Here is a 21,826-nt window from a genome sequence, read left to right on the forward strand (position 1 = left end):
GCGCCGAAAATGTACCGGGGCTAAACGAATCACCGAAACTGTGGATTGACATCTTAGATGTCAGTGGTAGGAGAGCGTTCCAAGGGCGTCGAAGCTAGACCGTAAGGACTGGTGGAGCGCTTGGAAGTGAGAATGCCGGTATGAGTAGCGAAAGAAGGGTGAGAATCCCTTCCACCGAATGCCCAAGGTTTCCTGAGGAAGGCTCGTCCGCTCAGGGTTAGTCAGGACCTAAGTTGAGGCCGAAAGGCGTAGACGATGGACAACAGGTTGATATTCCTGTACCACCTCCCCGCCGTTTGAGCAATGGGGTGACGCAGTAGGATAGGGTGAGCGCGCTGTTGGTTATGCGCGTCTAAGCAGTGAGGTGTGGAATGAGGCAAATCCCGTTCCTATAACATTGAGCTGTTACAGCAAGGGGATTTATCCCTGAGTCCCTGATTTCACGCTGCCAAGAAAAGCCTCTAGCGAGGCGGGAGGTGCCTGTACCGCAAACCGACACAGGTAGGCGAGGAGAGAATCCTAAGGTGATCGAGAGAACTCTCGTTAAGGAACTCGGCAAAATGACCCCGTAACTTCGGGAGAAGGGGTGCTCTGGTAGGGTGTTAAAGCCCGAGAGAGCCGCAGTGAATAGGCCCAGGCGACTGTTTAGCAAAAACACAGGTCTCTGCAAAACCGCAAGGTGAAGTATAGGGGCTGACGCCTGCCCGGTGCTGGAAGGTTAAGAGGAGAGGTCAGCGCAAGCGAAGCTTCGAATTGAAGCCCCAGTAAACGGCGGCCGTAACTATAACGGTCCTAAGGTAGCGAAATTCCTTGTCGGGTAAGTTCCGACCCGCACGAAAGGCGTAACGATCTGGGCACTGTCTCAACGAGAGACTCGGTGAAATTATAATACCTGTGAAGATGCAGGTTACCCGCGACAGGACGGAAAGACCCCGTGGAGCTTTACTGTAACCTGATATTGAATTCCGGTGCAGCCTGTACAGGATAGGTAGGAGCCTTGGATTCCGGAGCGCTAGCTTCGGATGAGGCGTTGGTGGGATACTACCCTGGCTGTATTGGACTTCTAACCCATGCCCCTTATCGGGGCAGGAGACAGTGTCAGGCGGGCAGTTTGACTGGGGCGGTCGCCTCCTAAAGAGTAACGGAGGCGCCCAAAGGTTCCCTCAGAATGGTTGGACATCATTCGTAGAGTGCAAAGGCATAAGGGAGCTTGACTGCGAGACCTACAAGTCGAGCAGGGTCGAAAGACGGGCTTAGTGATCCGGTGGTTCCGCATGGAAGGGCCATCGCTCAACGGATAAAAGCTACCCCGGGGATAACAGGCTTATCTCCCCCAAGAGTCCACATCGACGGGGAGGTTTGGCACCTCGATGTCGGCTCATCGCATCCTGGGGCTGTAGTCGGTCCCAAGGGTTGGGCTGTTCGCCCATTAAAGCGGTACGCGAGCTGGGTTCAGAACGTCGTGAGACAGTTCGGTCCCTATCCGTCGCGGGCGCAGGAAATTTGAGAGGAGCTGTCCTTAGTACGAGAGGACCGGGATGGACATACCTCTGGTGTACCAGTTGTCTTGCCAAAGGCATCGCTGGGTAGCTATGTATGGACGGGATAAATGCTGAAAGCATCTAAGCATGAAGCCCCCCTCGAGATGAGATTTCCCATTACGCAAGTAAGTAAGATCCCTCAAAGAAGATGAGGTTGATAGGTCTGGGGTGGAAGCACGGCGACGTGTGGAGCTGACGGATACTAATCGATCGAGGACTTAACCAATTTTGAAAAGGGCTTGATTACCCTGATTCTGTGTAGCACAATGTCTGTTTTATTCAGTTTTGAGCGAACAAAATTAATTATTTTGTAAAAACGCTTGCAAGTAACAACAAGACATGATATAATTAGTCTTGTCTTGTGGAAAATAGTTCAGTGACGATTGCGAAGAGGTCACACCCGTTCCCATACCGAACACGGAAGTTAAGCTCTTCAGCGCCGATGGTAGTTGGGGGTTTCCCCCTGTGAGAGTAGGACGTCGCTGGTCTGTTAGTCCAAAAGAAGATACTTAATGTATGTTCTTAATATTATTCCGCAGTAGCTCAGTGGTAGAGCAATCGGCTGTTAACCGATCGGTCGTAGGTTCGAGTCCTACCTGCGGAGCCATTTAGGAGAGCTGTCCGAGTGGCCGAAGGAGCATGATTGGAAATCATGTAAGCGGCTAACGCTGTTTCAAGGGTTCAAATCCCTTGCTCTCCGCCAGATTCATATAAATGATAAATTAAGGCCCCTTGGTCAAGCGGTTAAGACACCGCCCTTTCACGGCGGTATCACGGGTTCGAATCCCGTAGGGGTCACCATAACTTTTCAGAAATTCATCATTAAGCACGTTGACTTTAATTCAGTAATTCGAGCATAGCATACTCTCGTTGAAATTGGGAGAAGCAAGGAGCGTACATTAGTACGTGACTGACTGAGCGAATGAAGCTGACAAAGAGATGCGCCGCTTATCGCAATTTTACCCAGGAGGATTAGCTCAGCTGGGAGAGCACCTGCCTTACAAGCAGGGGGTCGGCGGTTCGAGCCCGTCATCCTCCACCATTAATTTCTTTAAGCAGATTCACCGCTTGAATAAAATTCCATATATTTAATTATATAAATACTATTGTCGCGGGGTGGAGAAGTGGTATCTCGTCGGGCTCATAACCCGAAGGTCGCAGGTTCAAATCCTGCCCCCGCAACCAAATTTTATCATGATGCAGCAGATCATATAGCTGACATGTAAATGATTAGCTCATTATCAAATGAATACATTATATTGTTGTCGCGGGGTGGAGAAGTGGTATCTCGTCGGGCTCATAACCCGAAGGTCGCAGGTTCAAATCCTGCCCCCGCAACCAAATGGTCCCGTGGTGTAGCGGTTAACATGCCTGCCTGTCACGCAGGAGATCGCCGGTTCGATCCCGGTCGGGACCGCCATTTTTATTTTTCCTATAAGGTTTAGAATAAGCTAATATCTTAATGTAAACCAAATATGTGGCTCAGTAGCTCAGTCGGTAGAGCAAAGGACTGAAAATCCTTGTGTCGGCGGTTCGATTCCGTCCTGAGCCACCATTTTAATATTTGTGCCGGAGTAGCTCAACTGGTAGAGCAACTGACTTGTAATCAGTAGGTTGAGGGTTCAAGTCCTTTCTCCGGCACCATTTACACCTATATGGTGGGGTAGCGAAGTGGCTAAACGCGGCGGACTGTAAATCCGCTCCCTACGGGTTCGGCGGTTCGAATCCGCCCCCCACCACCAGTTTTAGGGGCATAGTTTAACGGTAGAATAGAGGTCTCCAAAACCTTTGATGTGGGTTCGATTCCTACTGCCCCTGCCATTTTTTTTAGTATAATCTAATATTATGGCGATTGTGGTGAAGTGGTTAACACATCGGATTGTGGTTCCGACACTCGAGGGTTCGATTCCCTTCAGTCGCCCCATTTATCTATCCAATTAAAACAAACTTATATATCATGGCGATTGTGGTGAAGTGGTTAACACATCGGATTGTGGTTCCGACATTCGAGGGTTCGATTCCCTTCAGTCGCCCCATTTTATATTCAATTAAAACAAACTAGATATCATGGCGATTGTGGTGAAGTGGTTAACACATCGGATTGTGGTTCCGACACTCGAGGGTTCGATTCCCTTCAGTCGCCCCATTTATCTTTTTGGGGTATAGCCAAGCGGTAAGGCAACGGACTTTGACTCCGTCACTCGTTGGTTCGAATCCAGCTACCCCAGTTTCGCGGAAGTAGTTCAGTGGTAGAATACGACCTTGCCAAGGTCGGGGTCGCGGGTTCGAATCCCGTCTTCCGCTCCATCATCTACGGCGGCATAGCCAAGCGGTAAGGCATGGGTCTGCAACACCCTTACCACCGGTTCGATTCCGGTTGCCGCCTCCAATTTTCTTATGTATCGTTGTTCGTAAACTAAATAGTGTTATGCCCGAGTGGTGGAATGGCAGACACGTCGCACTCAAAATGCGATGCCGTAAGGCGTGCCGGTTCAAGTCCGGCCTCGGGTATCAGATGAAAAACACAACTTCGGTTGTGTTTTTTTGTGTTTAATTTCTACTATATAAGTTGACTTAACTGAGCGAACGTGGGCTTTGGCTACCCCTAGCACTTTAAAGAATTCAATGTAATTTAATTCTTTATTTCAATATATATTTAGATAAAAGAATAGAGAGTAGGGGAAACATTATGCCATTAATTGAACACCAGGAGTTCATTCAAGCCTCGGTAGAACGTTGCTTTGATCTTGCACGAGACGTGGATATTCATACCCGTACAACAGAGGGGACGAAAGAGAAGGCTGTCGGTGGGGTGACAACAGGTTTATTGCTGGCCGGGGATATTGTTACATGGGAGGCCGTTCATTTCGGTATAAGACAAAGACTAACTGCCAAAGTAACGGTGATGGATATACCGTATATGTTTGAAGACATAATGGTGAAAGGAGCATTCCAATCTTTTCACCATATTCATGAGTTTATTGAGAAGGATAATGGCACTCTGATGATTGACAGATTTCAATATAGATCACCCTGTGGAGTGATTGGTGTTATTGCGGATAAGTTGTTTTTGGAAAGCTATATGAGAAACTTTATTGTGAGTCGAGCAAGAGCTCTGAAGCATATTGCAGAAAATGAGTAAGAGGCATTTCATCAGGAAAAGTCGACTTGATAAACTTGGTGGCACAAGTTTTCTAGAGAGTGGAACCTGGACGTTACTAATCGATTGTGAGAAAACACAGCGCTTCAAAAATGGGTAGTAAACAAAATCGCTCCTTACCGCCGAAGCGTAAGGAGCGATTTTCATAGAGGGGATCCGATGACACTAGTTTGGGTTGTCCATTGCAATTGCCTTGGTTGGTCATTGGGGATTGGTCACAAAGTAAATGGTGACAGGTTATTGGTTTGCCTGCAATTTAAATTGGATTGATCCCTACTCTATGCCCTGGAGAGGAGTCTCACCTTTCCAAGGGCATTAAAAGTACTTCGTATCATCAAATTTCAAGACAATCGAATAGTTTTTTGCATTAATAGAATTAGATAACTTATGTGCATCCTTTTCTGTTTGCAATGATTTCACCCGATAATCCTCAGGATCGAATAAAGCAACACGGTATACGACCGTACCTTCAGAGTAGCCGTATTGAATCTCTTCTTTTTCTGCCATAGAGAGTTCTTTGTAAAAGCGGGCTTTTGCACGCAATTGTATGGCAAGTTCAATCGCTTCGACAATCGCAAGTTGTTGCCCTTGGAACTCGATTTCATTATCGATATTGGCACGATACATGAGACGGTCGAGCACTCGACTATCTAAACGGACTTCATCCAATTCTATTTCTACGATTTTAAGGCTACGTGGTCCTTGATCAGGGGTGTTGCCTTTTTCTACATTCGTAAAGGCTACGCGTCTCATTTCATCTTCAAGCTCATGAATTCGTTTTGTTAAAACACTTTTTAATTTTACAGCTTCAGCGAGTGTTATGTTGCTCACTTGTTCATTCCCCCCATTTAGAAACATTGTCAGTCAACTATAATGGAAGTTTGTCCCTCGTGCAAAACATATGAACGAACATCTCCACCACTAAGACTAGTAAACATGTTCCCACATGCTGTTGTCAGTTCAAACGCTTCAGTAGCATCCATGGACGGGCGTAGGAAGAAGATATGTAACGCGTCTGTCGTATCTTCTGTTACAGCGCTACGTATAGAATCGACATATGGACTACCGAATGGGCTATAATCATCTTTTAACAGTAGAATGTTTTGTAATGAATTAAAACGACCATTCAATCCATCATATCCATCCTCTTCTGTCCCTGAAGTAACGACTATATCGCCGACAATTTTTTCGAGGTCATAGATGCCTACTGGAATTTCGTGCTGCAAGGAAAAGAAGTTATTCAAGTCGACAGCATTGTGGAATGGATCGATGTAGTTTTGCTTCTTAATCCGGCGCATAAGTGCTTCTGTAGAATGACGGTATCGATTAGGGTCTGCGCCAAGTGCTTTCCACACAGTACGCCATTCTTTAATGCCAGGGAATTCGGGGACGGACTTGTTCTCCAGCTCAAAGAAAAGTTGCTCTTGGAATAATTGCAATTTTCCTTTTAGCATTTGAGGCGATTCTGACACTGTAATTTTGGTATAATGGTTAATGCCCAATTTTAATCCGGGTACGGCACCTAAAAGCTTCATATCCATTTCAATAATCAATGACTTCACCCTTTATATAGTTTAATTCAATAGTAGCATAGTGGAGGCGATACAGTGTGAATGCTGTTCAGTTGCAACAGTCAGTGAGGGACTATGCGGAGTCAATCGGCATCGACAAAATTGGTTTTACAACAGCTGCACCATTTCGTGAGTTGAAAAACCGCTTGAAGCGGCAGCAAGAACTAGGCTATCAGTCGGGTTTTGAAGAAAAGGATTTAGATAAACGGACAGAACCTGCTCTTTTGCTTGATCAAGCAGAAAGCATTATTGCAATTGCTGTAGCTTATCCATCCAAAATGGCAGATTCTCCGAGAGGAAAAAAAGGTGAGCGACGGGGCATTTTTTGTCGTGCATCGTGGGGGACAGATTATCATACGGTCCTTCGTGAGAAGCTGAGACTGCTTGAGGAATTTATACTGGAACATGCACCTGAGGCAAAGGTTCGCTCGATGGTAGATACGGGTGAGCTTGCAGACCGCGCTGTTGCAGAACGGGCGGGGATTGGATGGTCGGCAAAAAACTGTTCAATAATTACGCCGGAATTCGGTTCGTATGTGTACCTGGGTGAAATGATTACCAATATCCCTTTTGCGCCGGACGTTCCAATGGAAGATGAATGTGGGGATTGCACACTTTGTCTTGACGTATGTCCAACTGGTGCATTGATTCAGGGAGGCCAATTAAATGCGCAGCGTTGTATTGCTTTCCTTACACAGTCGAAAAAGCCAATTCCGGAAGAATTTCGTGCGGAGTTTGGTAATCGGATATACGGGTGTGATACATGTCAAACGGTATGTCCGAAAAATAAAGGAAAGCATAATTTGCATCAGCAAGCATTCCAAGCAGACCCTGAACTGGCGAAGCCGCTTCTTCAACCAGTGCTCAGGCTGTCGAATCGAGAATTTAAAGAGAAATTTGGACATGTATCAGGATCTTGGCGCGGAAAAAATCCGATTCAGCGAAATGCAATTATTGCACTCGCACATTTCAAGGAGGAGTCTGCGGTACCAGAATTGATCAGTATGTTAGAGAACGATCCGAGACCCGTCATTCGTGGTACGATTGCATGGGCACTTGGTCGAATTGGTTTGGAAGAAGGATATGTAGCGATTAAGGAAGCATTATCGAAAGAGGAAGATCCGGAAGTGCGTGCTGAATTAGAAAAGGCAGCGGATACTTATATATTAAAGAAATGAATGCCTATATAAACTAAACGAAGGCTCCTTACAAGAGGCAGCAGAAGTAAATTCAATGGGGTTCTATATTTCAACAAATCTATAGTAAGAAAAAGTTTAATTGGAGGAATCACTGAGATGGCCATACACGTAGCGTTATTTGAACCACAAATCCCTGCAAACACAGGGAATATTGCAAGGACATGCGCAGGAACAGGAGCGAAACTTCATCTTGTGAAACCGCTTGGATTTTCGACGGATGACAAAATGTTGAAACGTGCGGGGCTCGATTACTGGGAGCACGTCGATATTACATATCATGAAGGAATTCGTGAGCTATTCGCGGCGAATCCCGATGCTGTTTTTTACTTTTTGACAAAACACGGTGAAAGGACTCATACTGCATTCGATTATTCTGATGGAGCAACAGATATATTTTTCGTCTTCGGTAAAGAGACGAGCGGACTTCCTGAAGAAATTTTAGAGGAGAATAAAGAACGGTGTCTACGAATCCCGATGAACGACAACATTCGGTCGCTTAATTTATCGAACACGGCGGCGATACTTATATATGAAGCGCTTAGGCAACAATCTTATCCAGGATTGGTATAAAAAAACGGGGCAGCCTGAAGGCATGTCCCGTTTTACTTATTGTTATTTTTTTAGGCCAGGTATCTTAACCTTGCCCGGTTTATCATCGTATCCGCCTGTGAAAATTGCAGATAGGAATGCAAAGCAAACACCTATAATTAGAATTACTGTCATGATAGGTACCTCCTGTAAATTCATTAGTAGCTTCGTTAAGTATACCCTATTTTAAATGGAATTGAAACGACCGTCAGGAAAAATTGTGACAGAGCCAAGAAAAATGAAACTTTTTGTCGGCTTGTCCGTATATAACATAACGACTTAAATAATATGGAGGTAGAATATAGTATGAAAAATTACTCGACAGGAATGAAATGGATCACGGCAATTGCAGAAGGTTTTCTTGCAATTCCAATCATTGGAGGAGTTTTTGTTATAAGCTCCGGATATTCAGTGCTGGGTGTCATGTTCGTTTTACATGCAATTACGTTACTGCTTTCAATTCGGGACATGCAGGGTAAGGCAGCACCCATCCTAGGTCTCGTAACGAGCATAGTGAGTGCTATTCCGTTCATTGGCTGGTTCATGCACCTACTAACTGCAGGAGCGCTCGTAATGTCAGCTATCACTTCTAGACGCTAAATCAATATGTAAAAAATACCCTTCCGAATACTAACGGAAGGGTATTTTTTAATGTGGTAAATAGAGCAGCTGATAGGTGAACAGTACTGCGAAAATATATAACAGGATAGGAACTTGTTTTCCTTTCCCTTTCACAACTTTCAATAGCGGGTATGTGATGAAACCAAGAGCGATTCCTGTCGCAATGCTCGATGTGAGTGGCATTGTTAGAATAACGAGGAATGCTGGGAATGCTTCATCGAATGAATCCCAATCAATATCTTTCACTGCGCCAATCATCAAGCTTCCGACGATAATCAAAGCAGGAGCTGTGATTGCAGATACACCAGACAATGTACTGACGAGTGGACCGAAAAATGCCGCGACAAGGAAGAGGATAGAGACAGTCAGTGATGTCAATCCTGTCCGGCCACCTACTGCAACACCAGATGAAGATTCGATGTACGCCGTTGTTGGGCTCGTACCGAACATCGATCCGAATGTTGTTGCAACAGAATCTGCAAGTAATGCATGACGTGCACGTGGCAGCTTATTGCCTTTCATAAGGCCAGCCTGTTTTGCAACGCCAATCATCGTGCCGGTGGTATCGAACAAGGTAACGATGAGAAAGGCAAAAACCACCCCATACAAACCATGTGAAATGACGTCACCGAATGCAGTAATCGGATTCCAAACAAGAATCCCTTCCGGCAATTGAGGCATTTTCCATAAGGCACCTTCAAATTTGAGCTGACCCGTAAAGACTGCGACAATTCCGGTTAGAACCATTCCAATGAAAATCGAACCATAGATATTCAAAGTCATAAGAATAACCGTCACGAGAAGGCCGAACAAAGCGAGTAGAACGGGCGGAGACGTAAGGTCGCCAAGCTTAACAAGGTTCGCCTCATGTGGAGCGACGAGTCCAGAAAGACGCAAGCCGATAAAGGCGATGAATAACCCTATCCCAGCTGTAATCCCGAGCTTTAGACTCTCAGGAATTGATTCAATTAATTTTTCACGGAAAGAAGTCAAGGACAACAGAACAAATATTAATCCAGCTATGAATACTGCAGAAAAAGCAGTCATGTAGTCGAGTTGACCATCAGATGCGAGAACAACCGATGTAAAATAAGCATTCAATCCCATTCCTGGTGCAATTGCAATTGGATAATTGGCGAAAAGTGCCATCCAAAGTGTACCGATAACCGCAGCGATAATTGTCGCAATGAATACTTGCTCAAATGGTACGCCGGCGTCAGCAAGAATAATCGGATTGACGATGACAATATAGGCCATTGTCAAAAAAGTTGTCATACCTGCCAATACTTCCGTTTTCACAGTGGTATTATGTTTTTTTAAATGAAACAATGTAAATCTCCTTTCAGAATACGAACGAAATGAAGTACATTTACAATAATATTCGTTTTTACGTTAAAATTCAACTCTGAAATGCAATCAGGTAATTCGTAATATTCGAATGCCGCTTGTACAATTAAAGAATAAGTTTCGAAAGGGGAAATTCAAATGACAAAACGATTCAACGGAACACTTGAGCTAGCAAATGGTGTGAAAATGCCACAATTAGGACTTGGCGTCTATAAGATGACGGATCCGGGTCAGACTGTCGAAGCAATTACATACGCAATAGAAACAGGATATCGCGCAATTGACACAGCGGCAATCTATGAGAATGAAAGGGAAACGGGGGAAGCGGTCCGTCACTCTGGTGTTCCAAGGGAAGAGCTGTTCATCACATCGAAGGTATGGAATACTGATCAGGGCTATGACGGGACACTCCGCGCATTCGAGACTTCATTGAAGAAACTAGGCTTAGATTATTTGAATCTATATTTGACACATTGGCCTGTGTCAGAAAAATATGTCGACACTTATAAAGCGATTGAACGGTTGTATGACGAAAAACTGATCCGTACAACAGGTGTCTCCAATCATCATGCCCATCATCTTGAAAAAATCCTTGTAAAAGCAAATGTTGCGCCAATGGTGAACCAGATTGAACTCCATCCGTATCTAACACAGGAACCGCTCCGTGCGTTTTGCGAAGAGAATGGAATTGCTGTGACGTCTTGGTCACCGCTTGCACGTGGGAAGCTACTTGCAGAACCAACGCTTCTTACTATCGGCGAACAGTACGGTAAAACACCTGCGCAAGTTATTATCAGATGGCATTTGCAAAATAATCTCATCGTTATTCCAAAGTCGGTGACACCTGAACGTATAAGTGAAAATAATGAAGTTGCCGATTTTGAACTGTCATCTGAAGAAATGGCATCGATTAACGCACTTAATCGCGATGAGCGGACGGGAACCAATCCGGATTCATACTAATTTCATTAGCGTGCCTGATATGTGTCATAAGTCTTAATTCTATTCATAGTATTGCAACTTTTAGCACAAATACTACATTCAAAATGAGGTATTTTATGGTATGATGAAAAAAAGGGTGTAGGAGGAATTGATTACCATGTTCAGAAGCAAGAAAAAGGGTATCGAGGATGATCGTCTTCAACTAGAAATTGACCGTTTGAAGTTGGCGTATTCAGATAAAGAACAACAGGATCAAGGACGTTTAACTGACTTAAAAAGCGAGCTGAATGCTGCTGTTAATCAGCATGAAAAAGTAAACGCGCAACATAACGTATTAGGTGAAGCAGTTAGTCAGATTGAGACAAGGTTTGAAAACGTAGGTGAACTAAGCGAAAGAACTTCGGAAAAGTCACAGGACTTGTTTGAAAAAGGTCGTTCACTTGAAGAACAATCACATAGCATGGTTAAAGAAGCATCAGAAGGAACGAAAGAGGTAAAGGCGACAGCCGATGTAATCAAAGATTTGGGAATCCAAATTCAAGCTTCCGAACAGAACATGACGAACTTAAGCGCTAGATCAGTTGAGATACAGTCAATTGTCGGCGTCATTGAAGATATTGCAGCGCAGACAAATTTGCTTGCATTGAATGCGTCAATCGAGGCGGCACGGGCTGGAGAATCCGGAAAAGGGTTCGCGGTCGTTGCCCAAGAAGTAAGGAAACTTGCAGAAAGCACGTCGGATAGTACGGCAAACATCCAAACATTAACTTCTTCACTTCGCAATGAAATCGAGCAAGCGCTTGCCGCTACAAGGAAAAGTGCTGAGCTCGTTGAAAAAGGAGTCGAAGTAAGTTTGGCAACTGCATTAAAAATTGAAAGCATCCTAAGCACGATTGAGGTAAGCCAAGGTGACATTGGTGCTATTCAAGAAATGATTGAAGAACAGAAAAAACTGTCCGAAGAAGTGAAACATGAACTTCACGGTGCGAAAAGTTTATTCTCACAAGCACATAATCTAATTGTGGAACATATTGAAGATGCAAAAGAAGTTGATGAGCGTCTTGAGAATGGAATCCGTCAACTAGCGTTTTAATTTGATTCTGCAGGAGCGAACTTAAGGGTACCCTAGACTAAAATTGCCGCGTTCTGAGGATGTCACAAACTAAGTGCAATTGATTAAAAAAATGCCATGGAGAAATACTCTCCATGGCATTTTTTAGATATTTTTCATTTCAATAAGCGTCTGTTCTTCTGTAAATGGATGGATGAACGATAACGCAGTTGCAGTTAACCGATAATGACCGTCTTCCGTTTCACTGCCGTCATATAGTGTATCGCCTGTAACTGGGTATCCAATATGCGATAAATGTACGCGGATTTGGTGTGTCCGACCTGTTTCAAGATCAGCCTCTACAATGGAAGTCTCTTCTTTACGTTCAATAAGTCGGAAGTTTGTAACAGCAGCTTGTCCAGACATTGAAACAATTCGTTTGGCTGGATGATGGCGGTCTTTTCCAATCGGAAGTCTAATGGAACCTTTAGGTCGTTTCAAGTAACCGTCAACTTCTGCCGTGTATTTCCGCGAGATGTCGTTATTCTCAATCATACGGTCGAAGAGTGCCTTCGCAATTGGATGCTTCGCAACGAGAACAACACCGGAAGTTCCTTTATCAAGACGATGGATATGTTCGGCATAATCCCCGCCATTGTTTTTAACATATGCCATGACAGCATTCATCAGTGTACCTTTGTCCCTTGGACCATCGGGATGTGTTGTCATGCCAGCAGGTTTAACAGCTGCCAGGATATGCTCGTCTTCAAAAAGTACGGTAAGTTCAACTTGTTCATCAGCAATATACGTGGAAGCTGCATCAGGGAAAGTAAACACCAATTCCGTACCTTCCGCGAGAGGTAAGCGCCAGTCGTCTACGGGTTCGCCGTTCGAATCTAGTACACTCTTGGCCATACGCATAAGGTGGACCGTCTTTTTACCGCCTTGCCATTTATCTTTGAGCAAATATTCAACCGTCATATTGTCTTCTTGTGTTTTATAATGAAATAAAGCCATTTAAATCATTCCTTCCAGTCGTGGGCCTACAGGATGTAGGTCATGAAGCGTGAGGGATTGTACTTCATCCCTCCTAGTTGCCGCAGGACGCAGCGAACTTAGACTTCGTTCCATATTATTTGCCTTCGAATTCATTGAAAAATGCACGGATATTTTCCTCGGGTTGTGCGCCGAGCATACGTCCGACTTCTTTACCATCTTTGTAGTGGACGAGGGCTGGCCAACGTTCAATTTTATAGTCTGTATCCATTCCGGCTTTATCACCAAATTCCATCATGTTATATTGCAGTACGTTGACATCCATCTCTTTTGCAATTGGCATCAAAACAGGTGTCATTTCCATGCAAAATTGACATTCAGGGTGGAAATAATAGGCCGTTACTGATTCACCGGCCTCGATTTTTTTGAACAGAGTATCTGGCAAGACGATGTTGCTGTAGTTTTCATTGCCGATCAAATCGATTGTTGGTTTTTTAAGATTATCCGTTCCATATGGATTGTCTTTCATTTTTGCTTGGTCCGCTTTGTTCGATAATACGACAATGAGGATGAAGACCGCGACAATAGCACCGCCAATGATTAATAATTTTTTCAAGTTACTTCGACTCCTTCTGCCATTTCATCATGAAAAGGCTTGTAATAAAGATGATTAAAAATGCCGTAAGCGCCAAGAAGGGAATGGTAATAAATCCAAGATAGTTGATGTACTGTCCGGTGCAAGATACATTCCCGCAAACCGGTGCGTTATTGCCCAAAAAAGTCAGCTTTTGAATTCCATAATGATAGAGGGAGATACTTCCACCAACAATCGAGAAAACAGCTAGAGTCAAGGCAATTCGTGCGTTTTTTTGGAACAGGGCGACACCTGAAATGAGTACGATTGGATACATCAGAATCCGCTGGTACCAACAGAGCGTACAGGGCTCATATCCGCGTACTTCCGAAAAGTATAACGAACCGAGCGTTGCGACAAATGAAACTGTCCAAATAATAATGAGACTGTTTTCTAGTCGTTTTTGCATACAATCATCTCCTGCTTGGTAAACTACATACACATTTGATTATAGGGTGTCGTATTAAACAAGTAAAACATTATTAACTGTAGGGGCAACTGCGGTATAATGGAGAGATACAGGTTGGGAAGAGGTGTTTCGGATGAGTGAAGAATTTGATTTGTCTGAGTTTGAAATAAGTATGGTTATTCGTCAGATGAAATTTGAGGATATAACGAGGCTTTTAAGTATGCAGGAATTATGTTTCCCTGGTATGGAACCATGGGAAGAGGGGCATCTAAAGAGTCATTTAGAAAATTTTCCGGAAGGACAGATGGTTGCTGAATTGGATGGGGAAATCATCGGTTCATGCTCCAGTCTAATCATCAATTTCGATGAGTATGACGACCGCCATACATGGGATGATGTCACTGATGAAGGTTACATAACAAACCATAATCCCGACGGTTATAATATGTACGGCATCGAAGTTATGGTGCATCCTGGCTACCGCCGTATGAAGGTCGGACAGCGTTTGTATGAAGCACGTAAAGAACTTGCGAGAGAGCTCAATTTGAAGTCGATTATCCTAGGTGGTCGGATCCCGAACTACCATAAATTTGCCGAAGAAATGTCGCCGCGTGAATATGTAGATTCTGTGTCGCGCCATAAAATCTATGATCCTGTACTGACGTTCCAACTGATGAATGACTTTACGTTGATGAGGGTTAATCCAAACTATCTACCGGACGATAAAGCATCGAAGAAATATGCAACACTTATGGAATGGAATAACGTTGATTATAAACCGCTGACGAAGCGTCATTTCAAGACAAGTTATCCAGTACGTATTTGCGTTGTCCAATACTTGATGCGCAAGATTTCATCATTCGACGACATGGCTCATCAGTGTGAATATTTCGTTGACGTCGCGTCTGATGCCAACTCCGATTTCGTCGTCTTCCCGGAAATATTCACGACTCAGCTTATGTCATTTATGGATGAAATATCGCCGAGCCAAGCAGTACGTAAAATGACTGAATATACGCCGCAATATATTGAGATGTTCATGAATCTTGCAGTCCGTTATAACGTGAATATCATTGGTGGATCTCACTTTGTCGAGGAAGAGGATGAAGAAATCTACAATATTTCGTATTTGTTCCGTCGTGATGGGTCAATCGAAAAACAATATAAGATTCACATTACGCCAAATGAACGAAAATGGTGGGGAATTAGTGCAGGAGATGCGGTTCGCGTCTTCGATACAGACTGTGGGAAAATCGCCATCCAAATTTGTTATGATATCGAATTCCCCGAATTGGCACGTATTGCAACAGATATGGGTGCCAATATTATCTTCACACCATTTTGTACAGAAGATAGACAAGGGTATCTGCGCGTCCGTTATTGTGCCCAAGCCCGAGCGATTGAAAATCAGATTTACACTGTTATTTCTGGCACGGTCGGAAACTTGCCACAGACGGCAAATATGGATATCCAATATGCACAATCAGCTATATTCGCTCCATCCGATTTCGAGTTTGCTCGGGATGGCATCGTAGGAGAAACGAATGCAAATTTAGAAATGGTACTTATTGGAGACGTCGACCTCGAGATATTACGTCGCCAGCGTCAGGACGGTACCGTGAAGCAACTAAAAGATCGTCGTCATGATGTGTACCATATCGAGTATAAAAAGGATTGAAAGCAAAAATGCCACGCATACCGGTAAACCCGGTGTACGTGGCTGTTTTTTGTAACGCAAAAAGTAGTTTCCGACTTACTAGGAATTCCATGGCGGTGATAAACTCGTTTAAGACGGTGATAAACGGGTCCATGGCGGTGATAAACCTCCCGATGACGGTGATAAAGCAAATCAACGCGGTGATAACAATCAATATACATATCAAAAAAAGGGCTGTTCTTGTTAGTCGATAATTTATCGACTAACAGATCAGCCCTTCTCATATAGTGACTCTTTACTTATTTCTTCTTCGAAGGATGATTGCGCATACTTTTTGTTATCTTTTTCCACTTATTCCGTTCTTCGGATCGAGCGGCGGCATCCATTTTTCGTTCAAGGAATGCCAACTCTTTTTGGAGTTTCAGATAGCTCGCATAGCGGTCTTCAGGTAAAGCACCTGTAGCAAGTGCTTCCTGTACTGCACATCCGGGTTCATTGTTATGCTGACAGTCATTGAACTTGCATGAATTGGTGAATGCTTCCACGTCTTTAAAACCTGAATCCAGGCTCTCGCTGTTGTCCCACAGCTGAAACTCTCTCATCCCTGGCGTATCAATCAATACACCGCCGCCAGGAATCTTAACGAGTTCACGATGGGTCGTCGTATGCCGGCCCTTATCGTCATCATCACGGATATCTTGAACGAACATCGTTTCACCGCCGTAAATGGCGTTTGTAAGAGAGGATTTCCCTACACCTGAAGAACCTAATAAGGCCGCTGTTTTTCCACCATCTAACAGTGCGGTCAATTCGTCAATTCCTTCACCGGTAACATTGCTCACGGCGAAAACATCAGCGCCCATAGCTATATTCCGTGCTTCTTCAATGTAGTGGGAAGGGTCATCACATACGTCTTTCTTTGTTAATACGACGACGGGACTTGCGCCTGAATCATAGGCGGCAACCAGATAACGCTCGAGTCGTCTAGCATTAAAGTCTTTATTCATCGACATGACCAAGAAAACGATATCGATATTTACTGCGATAATTTGTTCGGAAATCATTGTGCCAGCGGATTTTCTGGAGAACAGAGATGTTCTCGGTAATATGTCATGGATAATACCACGTTCTTCACCAGGCATTTTTTCCACTGCGACCCAATCACCGACAGCTGGAAAGTCTCGTCGCTCATCGGCTTCGTACTGCATCGCACCCGAACAGACAGATAGCCATTCACCTTCAGCTGTGACAACCCGATACATTCTTTTATGCTCGAGTGTGACACGCCCAGGCGTACATTTTTTCATTTTTAATCCGTCTTTTATATCATCCCAGTTCGTTTCATGGGATAAATTCCAACCGTACTCGTTTAAATTAATCAATTTATATTCCTCCTGTTATGTGCGTACTAGAAAAGCGCAAGGCGCCTGTAGCTAGACAATAAAAAAGCCGTGGGTCCTTTGATCGGACACCACGGCTTTCACGCGCATAACAGAATAAGCATGCTTATTATAAAAGCACGGCAGGTGAAAGTATGGGTCCGATCAAATTAGCAATAGGTACAATGATAATAGCCATAAAACTTCACCTGCTTTCTGTAAGTTGAATTAATAATAACAAGACGCAAGAAGAAAGTCAATACAGACTTTTCAGGTCATTTGAAATATAGCTGAGAAGGTGGGAGCATATCGTATCGGACAAAAAAAGCGTCCTCCATAGGGAAGACGCTTTTAGTTAGGATTCCATTGACAATTCTGAAGTGCTGTCAGTGGAGTCCTGTTCATATTTGATGACTTCTAGGTAGAGAATATGATGACCATCCACATCTTTCACCATGAATTCAAACCCTTGTTCAATAATTTTTTCACCTTGGATTGCTTCGAAGCGTTGGGTCATGATCCAGCCGCCGATTGTATCGATGTCCTCTTCGTTAATGGAAATACCGAGAATGTCATTTACATTTTCGATGCGCATCTTCGCGTCTAAAATGTAATGGTTTTCCCCGAGAATTTGAATTTCTGGTACTTCATTCATATCGAATTCGTCTTGAATATCACCGACGATTTCTTCTAAAATATCTTCGATAGTTACAAGGCCTGAAGTTCCACCATATTCATCCATTAGAATCGCCATATGAATGCGTTCTCGTTGGATTTTGAGTAGAAGGTCGGCGATTGGTATCGATTCGATGACATGTATAATCGGTTGCATATAATTAACAATTGGTTGATGGCCAGCTGTGTCTGGTTCCTTAATGAATGCTGTCAATAGGTTTTTCATGTTGACCAGACCAATAATATGGTCTTTATCGCCATCCGTGACAGGGTAGCGTGTATATTGTTCAACACCCATCACATCGAATACTTCACGTAATGTCATATCTTTTTCGATTGATATCATTTCTGTCCGAGGGGCCATGATTTCATTGGCAATCCGGTCATCAAATTCGAAAATCTTATTGACATATTTATATTCGGCTTGGTTAATCTCGCCGCTTTTTAAACTATCTGATAAAATCATTCGAAGTTCTTCTTCTGTATGAGCGACTTCTGATTCAGAAATCGATTTATAGCCAAGCAGTCCAACGAAGAAACGTGCAGAACCATTCATACCTTTAATAACAGGGTACATGAGGCGATAAAATAAAATAAGCGGTTTTGCAAATAACAATGTAATGGCTTCCGCTTTTTGAATCGCGATCGTTTTAGGAGCCAATTCACCTATAACAACATGCAAAAATGTTACCGATGTGAATGCGATAATGAATGAAAGAATACTGGAAGTACTAGCTGTTAAATCGAAATAAGAGAAAATCGGTTTTAACATTAGTTTTACAGTTGGTTCCCCGAGCATCCCGAGTCCGAGAGCAGTTATCGTAATCCCCAATTGGCAAGCGGACAAATATTCGTCCAGATTACTAATTACCTTTCTCGCAATTACGGCACGCTGGTTACCCTCCGCAACCAGTTGGTCAATCCGTGTTGATCTAATCTTCACAATTGCAAATTCACTCGCAACAAAAAATGCGGTGAGAGCGATCAAGACAGCAAATGCTGTCAATCGTATGGCAATATCCAAATAATTACTTTGTTCCGAACCCAAATGAGGGGGAGAACAAAGTGTACACCTCCTATAGTGGTAAAATCCTTAGTTAACTCTATGATAATTTATTTTCAAGAAAAAAACAAATAGATACTCTTGTCTTACGTATATTTGCTGGTAAGGCGGTATAGCAGGACTTCTGAAAAAGGATAAGAAAAAGTTCATAGAAGTTGTTCAAGCCTCAATGAAATTCGGGGTGTGGATTGTAGAACGCTTGACGCTTTGGGGATGCCTGCGCTAGGGTGTTCATTATCGAGGAAAATATGATTTTGAGATGTATATGCCGAGATTATACTGTGATTACTAGTTGATACTATATAAATTGAAATAAAGAATTCCATTGAACCGCTGCGACGCTCGGGGATGCCTCCCGCCCTAAGCCAAGCAGCTTCGCCGCCAGTCTTATGGCTTCGGCTACCCCTGTTAAGGCGCCTTCGCTCAGTATATATACCAGATTCAACATATATAATTATCTGGGATGAAATGCGCTTTCTCAAATAGACCATCCAGCGAAGGCGCGACTTCGTGGTAGCCGGAGCGATAAGACTGAAAGTGGTCTTCTTTCTGGCTTATCGCGGGAGGCATCCACAAAGCGTCGAAGCGGTATTGGTAGGAGTTCTATTTCACTCCAATTATTGGGACCTTCTCAGTGGCCTACCAAAAGCTCTTGTAAAGCGCATACGCTGTATTCATTTGTTTAACATCTATAGTAGCTGTTATTCATTACGTATTTCTCTGTTGGTGTCATATTCAATTTAACTCATTCATATATTTATCCAATATTAACGAACAGTAAGATTCTCACTGACTTGAGGATTACATCATAGAAAATGGTTGAAGTAATTCTGTTTTCGAAAAGTATTGACAACTCTGAAATGGAAATGATAACCTACAAGTAGTTAGTTACTCGAAATAGAAAGGGAGGTACGGAAAATGAAAAAAGTATACGTGTTCCAAAACAACAACAATAAAATGAAACCGTACCTATCCGTGTTTTAGTTTTTAACACTAAATAAACCCGGACCGGCGCGCTTTGCCGTTCCTTTTATGAGCACACGCTTATCTTAAGAAGCGTGTGCTCTTTTTTTGTTTTAATCTAAAGAGAAATTAGTGTTTCCACGCATTGCGTGTTGCATAAAGTTGGACTAACTAATAGGAAAAGGAGTGTTGACGATGTTAATGATCAAACAACAAAGGAAAATATTGAAAAAGGAATCTCTCGAAAGCGGATAGCTGTAAGAGAATAGGGAAGAAGGTTGATTGAATTATGTTTTCAGTGCTATTTAAATTAAAATGGTTTTTTAAAGAAAATCGTAAGAGGTACACAGTTGCGCTTATTCTGCTGATGGTGACGAATATTCTTGTTGTTATTCCACCTTGGCTAATCGGGCAGGCAATTGACTCGATCTATACACAGACGTTGACAGCAAGATTACTTGTTATATTTATTGGTTCTATGTTTTTAATTATGCTTTTCAATTATGCAAGTAACTATGTTTGGCAATACCAATTATTTGGCGGGGCTTATGTAATCGAACGGCAATTACGGGGAAAGCTTATGCATCATTTTCTGAAAATGACCCCCACGTTTTATGAGAAAAATAAAACAGGCGATCTGATGGCCCGTTCTACAAATGACTTACGGGCAATATCTGAGACGGCAGGTTTCGGCATCATGACGCTTGTCGATTCGACGCTCTATTTACTGACGCTAGTCTTGACGATGGGCTTTCTCGTTTCGTGGAAATTGACGCTTGTGGCGATTTTACCGCTTCCGATTTTGGCGTTTATCATGCAGGTTTTAGGAAAGAAAATTCACGAAAGATATATGACGGCACAGCAGGCGTTCGGTGATTTGAATGATAACGTCTTGGAAGCAGTCGCGGGTGTAAGGGTTGTTCGTGCATACGTCCAGGAACGTGCATCTGAAAAAGGGTTTGCTGATATGACGGAAGATGTCTATCAGAAAAACATGCACGTCGAGAAGATTGACGCGCTGTTCATGCCAATTTCGAAAGTACTGACAGGTCTGACGTATATGATTGGGCTCGGTTACGGGGCCTACCTTGTATCCATTGGTGATATGACGCTAGGGAATCTCGTTACCTTTAATGTCTATCTTGGGATGATTGTTTGGCCGATGTTTGCAATCGGTGAATTGATTAACGTTTTACAACGCGGAAATGCGTCACTCGACCGGGTGACAGAGACGCTTGATTATGAGGAAGATGTGAAGGATCCTAAACATCCCGTGAATGTTGAACAACCTAATAGTGTAGGTTTCCAGGATGTTACTTTCACTTATCCGACGTCGCATTCGGTCAACTTGGATGCTATTAAGCTCCATTTGAAACGTGGCGATACGCTTGGGATAGTTGGAAAAACCGGTAGTGGAAAGACGACATTCGTCAAACAGCTACTGCGTGAATATCCATCCGGAGAAGGGGAAATCGTCTTCTCGGGAGTACCAATGCAGTCAATGACAAAAGATCAGGTAAGGGATTGGATTGGTTACGTCCCGCAAGATCACGTTCTGTTTTCACGGTCAGTCAGGGATAATATCTTATTCGGACGACCCGATGCAACCGAAGCGGACATTGCGGAAACGATTCGTCTGTCCTATTTTGAAAAAGATCTTGAAATGCTTCCTGAAGGACTTGAGACACTTGTCGGAGAGAAGGGTGTTGCATTATCCGGAGGGCAGAAACAGCGAATATCCATTGCACGAGCACTTGTGAAAAATCCGGAGATTCTTATTTTAGATGACTCGCTTTCTGCGGTCGATGCGAAAACGGAAGCGAAAATCATAGAAAATATTCAAACGGAACGTTCTGGAAAAACGACAATTATTACAACACACCGACTGTCTGCTATTCAGCATGCAGACTGGATTATCGTACTTGACGATGGGCGTGTTATTGAAGAGGGAACACATGAGGACTTACTTGGAATGAACGGCTGGTACAAAGAACAATTCGACCGCCAACAGATTGGGGAGGTTGAATAAT

General features: G+C 43.4%; 16 protein-coding genes, 18 tRNA genes and 2 rRNA genes (1 of these 36 cut by a window edge). 28 read left to right on the plus strand and 8 right to left on the minus strand.

Going from position 1 to position 21,826, the window contains the following annotated elements; genetic code table 11:
• From H7992_RS03570 to H7992_RS03670, 21 genes are all read left to right on the plus strand, one after another.
• Positions 1–1,767: ribosomal RNA gene (locus tag H7992_RS03570) — 23S ribosomal RNA — on the plus strand; it begins 1,165 nt to the left of the window's first position.
• Between the two features lie 146 nt (positions 1,768–1,913).
• Positions 1,914–2,029, plus strand: a 5S ribosomal RNA gene (gene rrf / locus H7992_RS03575).
• Between the two features lie 44 nt (positions 2,030–2,073).
• Positions 2,074–2,148: transfer RNA gene (locus H7992_RS03580), tRNA-Asn, on the plus strand.
• A gap of 4 nt (positions 2,149–2,152) precedes the next feature.
• Positions 2,153–2,244, plus strand: a tRNA-Ser gene (locus H7992_RS03585).
• A gap of 23 nt (positions 2,245–2,267) precedes the next feature.
• Positions 2,268–2,342, plus strand: a tRNA-Glu gene (locus H7992_RS03590).
• A 165-nt stretch (positions 2,343–2,507) separates the two neighbouring features.
• Positions 2,508–2,583, plus strand: a tRNA-Val gene (locus tag H7992_RS03595).
• Between the two features lie 68 nt (positions 2,584–2,651).
• Positions 2,652–2,726, plus strand: a tRNA-Met gene (locus H7992_RS03600).
• A gap of 81 nt (positions 2,727–2,807) precedes the next feature.
• A tRNA-Met gene (locus H7992_RS03605) sits at positions 2,808–2,882 on the plus strand.
• 3 nt (positions 2,883–2,885) lie between these two features.
• Positions 2,886–2,961: transfer RNA gene (locus H7992_RS03610), tRNA-Asp, on the plus strand.
• Positions 2,962–3,020: 59 nt separating this feature from the next.
• A tRNA-Phe gene (locus H7992_RS03615) sits at positions 3,021–3,096 on the plus strand.
• 13 nt (positions 3,097–3,109) lie between these two features.
• Positions 3,110–3,185, plus strand: a tRNA-Thr gene (locus tag H7992_RS03620).
• A gap of 13 nt (positions 3,186–3,198) precedes the next feature.
• Positions 3,199–3,283 (plus strand) — tRNA-Tyr (locus H7992_RS03625).
• Positions 3,284–3,288: 5 nt separating this feature from the next.
• Positions 3,289–3,362: transfer RNA gene (locus H7992_RS03630), tRNA-Trp, on the plus strand.
• A gap of 27 nt (positions 3,363–3,389) precedes the next feature.
• Positions 3,390–3,465 (plus strand) — tRNA-His (locus tag H7992_RS03635).
• Between the two features lie 36 nt (positions 3,466–3,501).
• Positions 3,502–3,577: transfer RNA gene (locus tag H7992_RS03640), tRNA-His, on the plus strand.
• A 34-nt stretch (positions 3,578–3,611) separates the two neighbouring features.
• Positions 3,612–3,687, plus strand: a tRNA-His gene (locus H7992_RS03645).
• Between the two features lie 10 nt (positions 3,688–3,697).
• Positions 3,698–3,769, plus strand: a tRNA-Gln gene (locus H7992_RS03650).
• Positions 3,770–3,773: 4 nt separating this feature from the next.
• Positions 3,774–3,848, plus strand: a tRNA-Gly gene (locus H7992_RS03655).
• Between the two features lie 8 nt (positions 3,849–3,856).
• A tRNA-Cys gene (locus tag H7992_RS03660) sits at positions 3,857–3,930 on the plus strand.
• A gap of 41 nt (positions 3,931–3,971) precedes the next feature.
• Positions 3,972–4,052 (plus strand) — tRNA-Leu (locus tag H7992_RS03665).
• 178 nt (positions 4,053–4,230) lie between these two features.
• Positions 4,231–4,683: an SRPBCC family protein gene (locus H7992_RS03670; RefSeq protein WP_187046656.1), complete on the plus strand. Its 453-nt coding sequence runs from the start codon at positions 4,231–4,233 to the stop codon at positions 4,681–4,683.
• Positions 4,684–5,016: 333 nt separating this feature from the next.
• Here the strand turns inward: H7992_RS03670 and H7992_RS03675 are convergent, their stop codons facing one another.
• Together H7992_RS03675 and H7992_RS03680 are read right to left on the minus strand one after the other, a co-directional pair.
• The gene (locus tag H7992_RS03675; protein WP_187046657.1) at positions 5,017–5,532 is read right to left on the minus strand and encodes a hypothetical protein; all 516 of its coding nucleotides are present in this window, start codon (positions 5,530–5,532) and stop codon (positions 5,017–5,019) included.
• A 29-nt stretch (positions 5,533–5,561) separates the two neighbouring features.
• Positions 5,562–6,254: a B3/B4 domain-containing protein gene (locus tag H7992_RS03680; protein WP_067205854.1), complete on the minus strand. Its 693-nt coding sequence runs from the start codon at positions 6,252–6,254 to the stop codon at positions 5,562–5,564.
• 56 nt (positions 6,255–6,310) lie between these two features.
• On the opposite strand from H7992_RS03680, the gene queG reads away from it, so the two are divergent.
• The 3 genes from queG to H7992_RS03695 all read left to right on the plus strand — a co-directional run bounded on the left by queG (position 6,311) and on the right by H7992_RS03695 (position 8,659).
• Positions 6,311–7,450: a tRNA epoxyqueuosine(34) reductase QueG gene (gene queG, locus H7992_RS03685; protein ID WP_187046658.1), complete on the plus strand. Its 1,140-nt coding sequence runs from the start codon at positions 6,311–6,313 to the stop codon at positions 7,448–7,450.
• A gap of 117 nt (positions 7,451–7,567) precedes the next feature.
• Complete coding sequence (gene trmL / locus H7992_RS03690) at positions 7,568–8,041, plus strand: tRNA (uridine(34)/cytosine(34)/5-carboxymethylaminomethyluridine(34)-2'-O)-methyltransferase TrmL (protein WP_067205859.1); 474 nt, start codon at positions 7,568–7,570, stop codon at positions 8,039–8,041.
• Positions 8,042–8,365: 324 nt separating this feature from the next.
• Positions 8,366–8,659, plus strand: coding sequence for a hypothetical protein (locus H7992_RS03695; protein WP_067205862.1), 294 nt, complete (start codon positions 8,366–8,368; stop codon positions 8,657–8,659).
• 48 nt (positions 8,660–8,707) lie between these two features.
• Here H7992_RS03695 and H7992_RS03700 read toward each other — a convergent pair whose 3' ends face one another.
• Complete coding sequence (locus tag H7992_RS03700) at positions 8,708–10,009, minus strand: NCS2 family permease (protein WP_067205864.1); 1,302 nt, start codon at positions 10,007–10,009, stop codon at positions 8,708–8,710.
• 156 nt (positions 10,010–10,165) lie between these two features.
• On the opposite strand from H7992_RS03700, the gene H7992_RS03705 reads away from it, so the two are divergent.
• Both H7992_RS03705 and H7992_RS03710 read left to right on the plus strand, forming a co-directional pair.
• Positions 10,166–10,990, plus strand: a complete 825-nt coding sequence (locus H7992_RS03705; protein ID WP_255428573.1) for an aldo/keto reductase — start codon at positions 10,166–10,168, stop codon at positions 10,988–10,990.
• A gap of 136 nt (positions 10,991–11,126) precedes the next feature.
• Positions 11,127–12,062, plus strand: coding sequence for a methyl-accepting chemotaxis protein (locus tag H7992_RS03710; RefSeq protein ID WP_067205870.1), 936 nt, complete (start codon positions 11,127–11,129; stop codon positions 12,060–12,062).
• A 123-nt stretch (positions 12,063–12,185) separates the two neighbouring features.
• On the opposite strand, the gene H7992_RS03715 is transcribed toward H7992_RS03710, so the two are convergent.
• The 3 genes from H7992_RS03715 to H7992_RS03725 form a co-directional block, all read right to left on the minus strand.
• Positions 12,186–13,037 (minus strand): RluA family pseudouridine synthase, encoded by an 852-nt coding sequence (locus H7992_RS03715; RefSeq protein ID WP_187046659.1) that lies wholly within the window; start codon positions 13,035–13,037, stop codon positions 12,186–12,188.
• A 115-nt stretch (positions 13,038–13,152) separates the two neighbouring features.
• A complete protein-coding gene (locus H7992_RS03720) occupies positions 13,153–13,632 on the minus strand; it encodes a thioredoxin family protein (RefSeq protein ID WP_187046660.1) in 480 nt (159 codons plus the stop codon).
• Position 13,633: 1 nt separating this feature from the next.
• Positions 13,634–14,059: a disulfide oxidoreductase gene (locus tag H7992_RS03725; protein ID WP_187046661.1), complete on the minus strand. Its 426-nt coding sequence runs from the start codon at positions 14,057–14,059 to the stop codon at positions 13,634–13,636.
• A gap of 133 nt (positions 14,060–14,192) precedes the next feature.
• Between H7992_RS03725 and H7992_RS03730 the strand changes: the two genes are divergently transcribed.
• The gene (locus tag H7992_RS03730) at positions 14,193–15,737 is read left to right on the plus strand and encodes a bifunctional GNAT family N-acetyltransferase/carbon-nitrogen hydrolase family protein (RefSeq protein WP_067205879.1); all 1,545 of its coding nucleotides are present in this window, start codon (positions 14,193–14,195) and stop codon (positions 15,735–15,737) included.
• Between the two features lie 278 nt (positions 15,738–16,015).
• Here the strand turns inward: H7992_RS03730 and rsgA are convergent, their stop codons facing one another.
• Complete coding sequence (gene rsgA, locus H7992_RS03735; protein ID WP_370569991.1) at positions 16,016–17,095, minus strand: ribosome small subunit-dependent GTPase A; 1,080 nt, start codon at positions 17,093–17,095, stop codon at positions 16,016–16,018.
• A gap of 355 nt (positions 17,096–17,450) precedes the next feature.
• Positions 17,451–18,776, minus strand: a complete 1,326-nt coding sequence (locus tag H7992_RS03740) for a hemolysin family protein (RefSeq protein ID WP_067213830.1) — start codon at positions 18,774–18,776, stop codon at positions 17,451–17,453.
• A 1,309-nt stretch (positions 18,777–20,085) separates the two neighbouring features.
• Here H7992_RS03740 and H7992_RS03745 point away from each other — a divergent pair.
• On the plus strand, positions 20,086–21,825 hold the full coding sequence (locus H7992_RS03745; protein ID WP_187046663.1) for an ABC transporter ATP-binding protein: 1,740 nt from the start codon (positions 20,086–20,088) through the stop codon (positions 21,823–21,825).
• Position 21,826: the final 1 nt, after the last annotated feature.

This window comes from Sporosarcina sp. resist, from assembly GCF_014302295.1.
Lineage (GTDB): Bacteria > Bacillota > Bacilli > Bacillales_A > Planococcaceae > Sporosarcina > Sporosarcina psychrophila.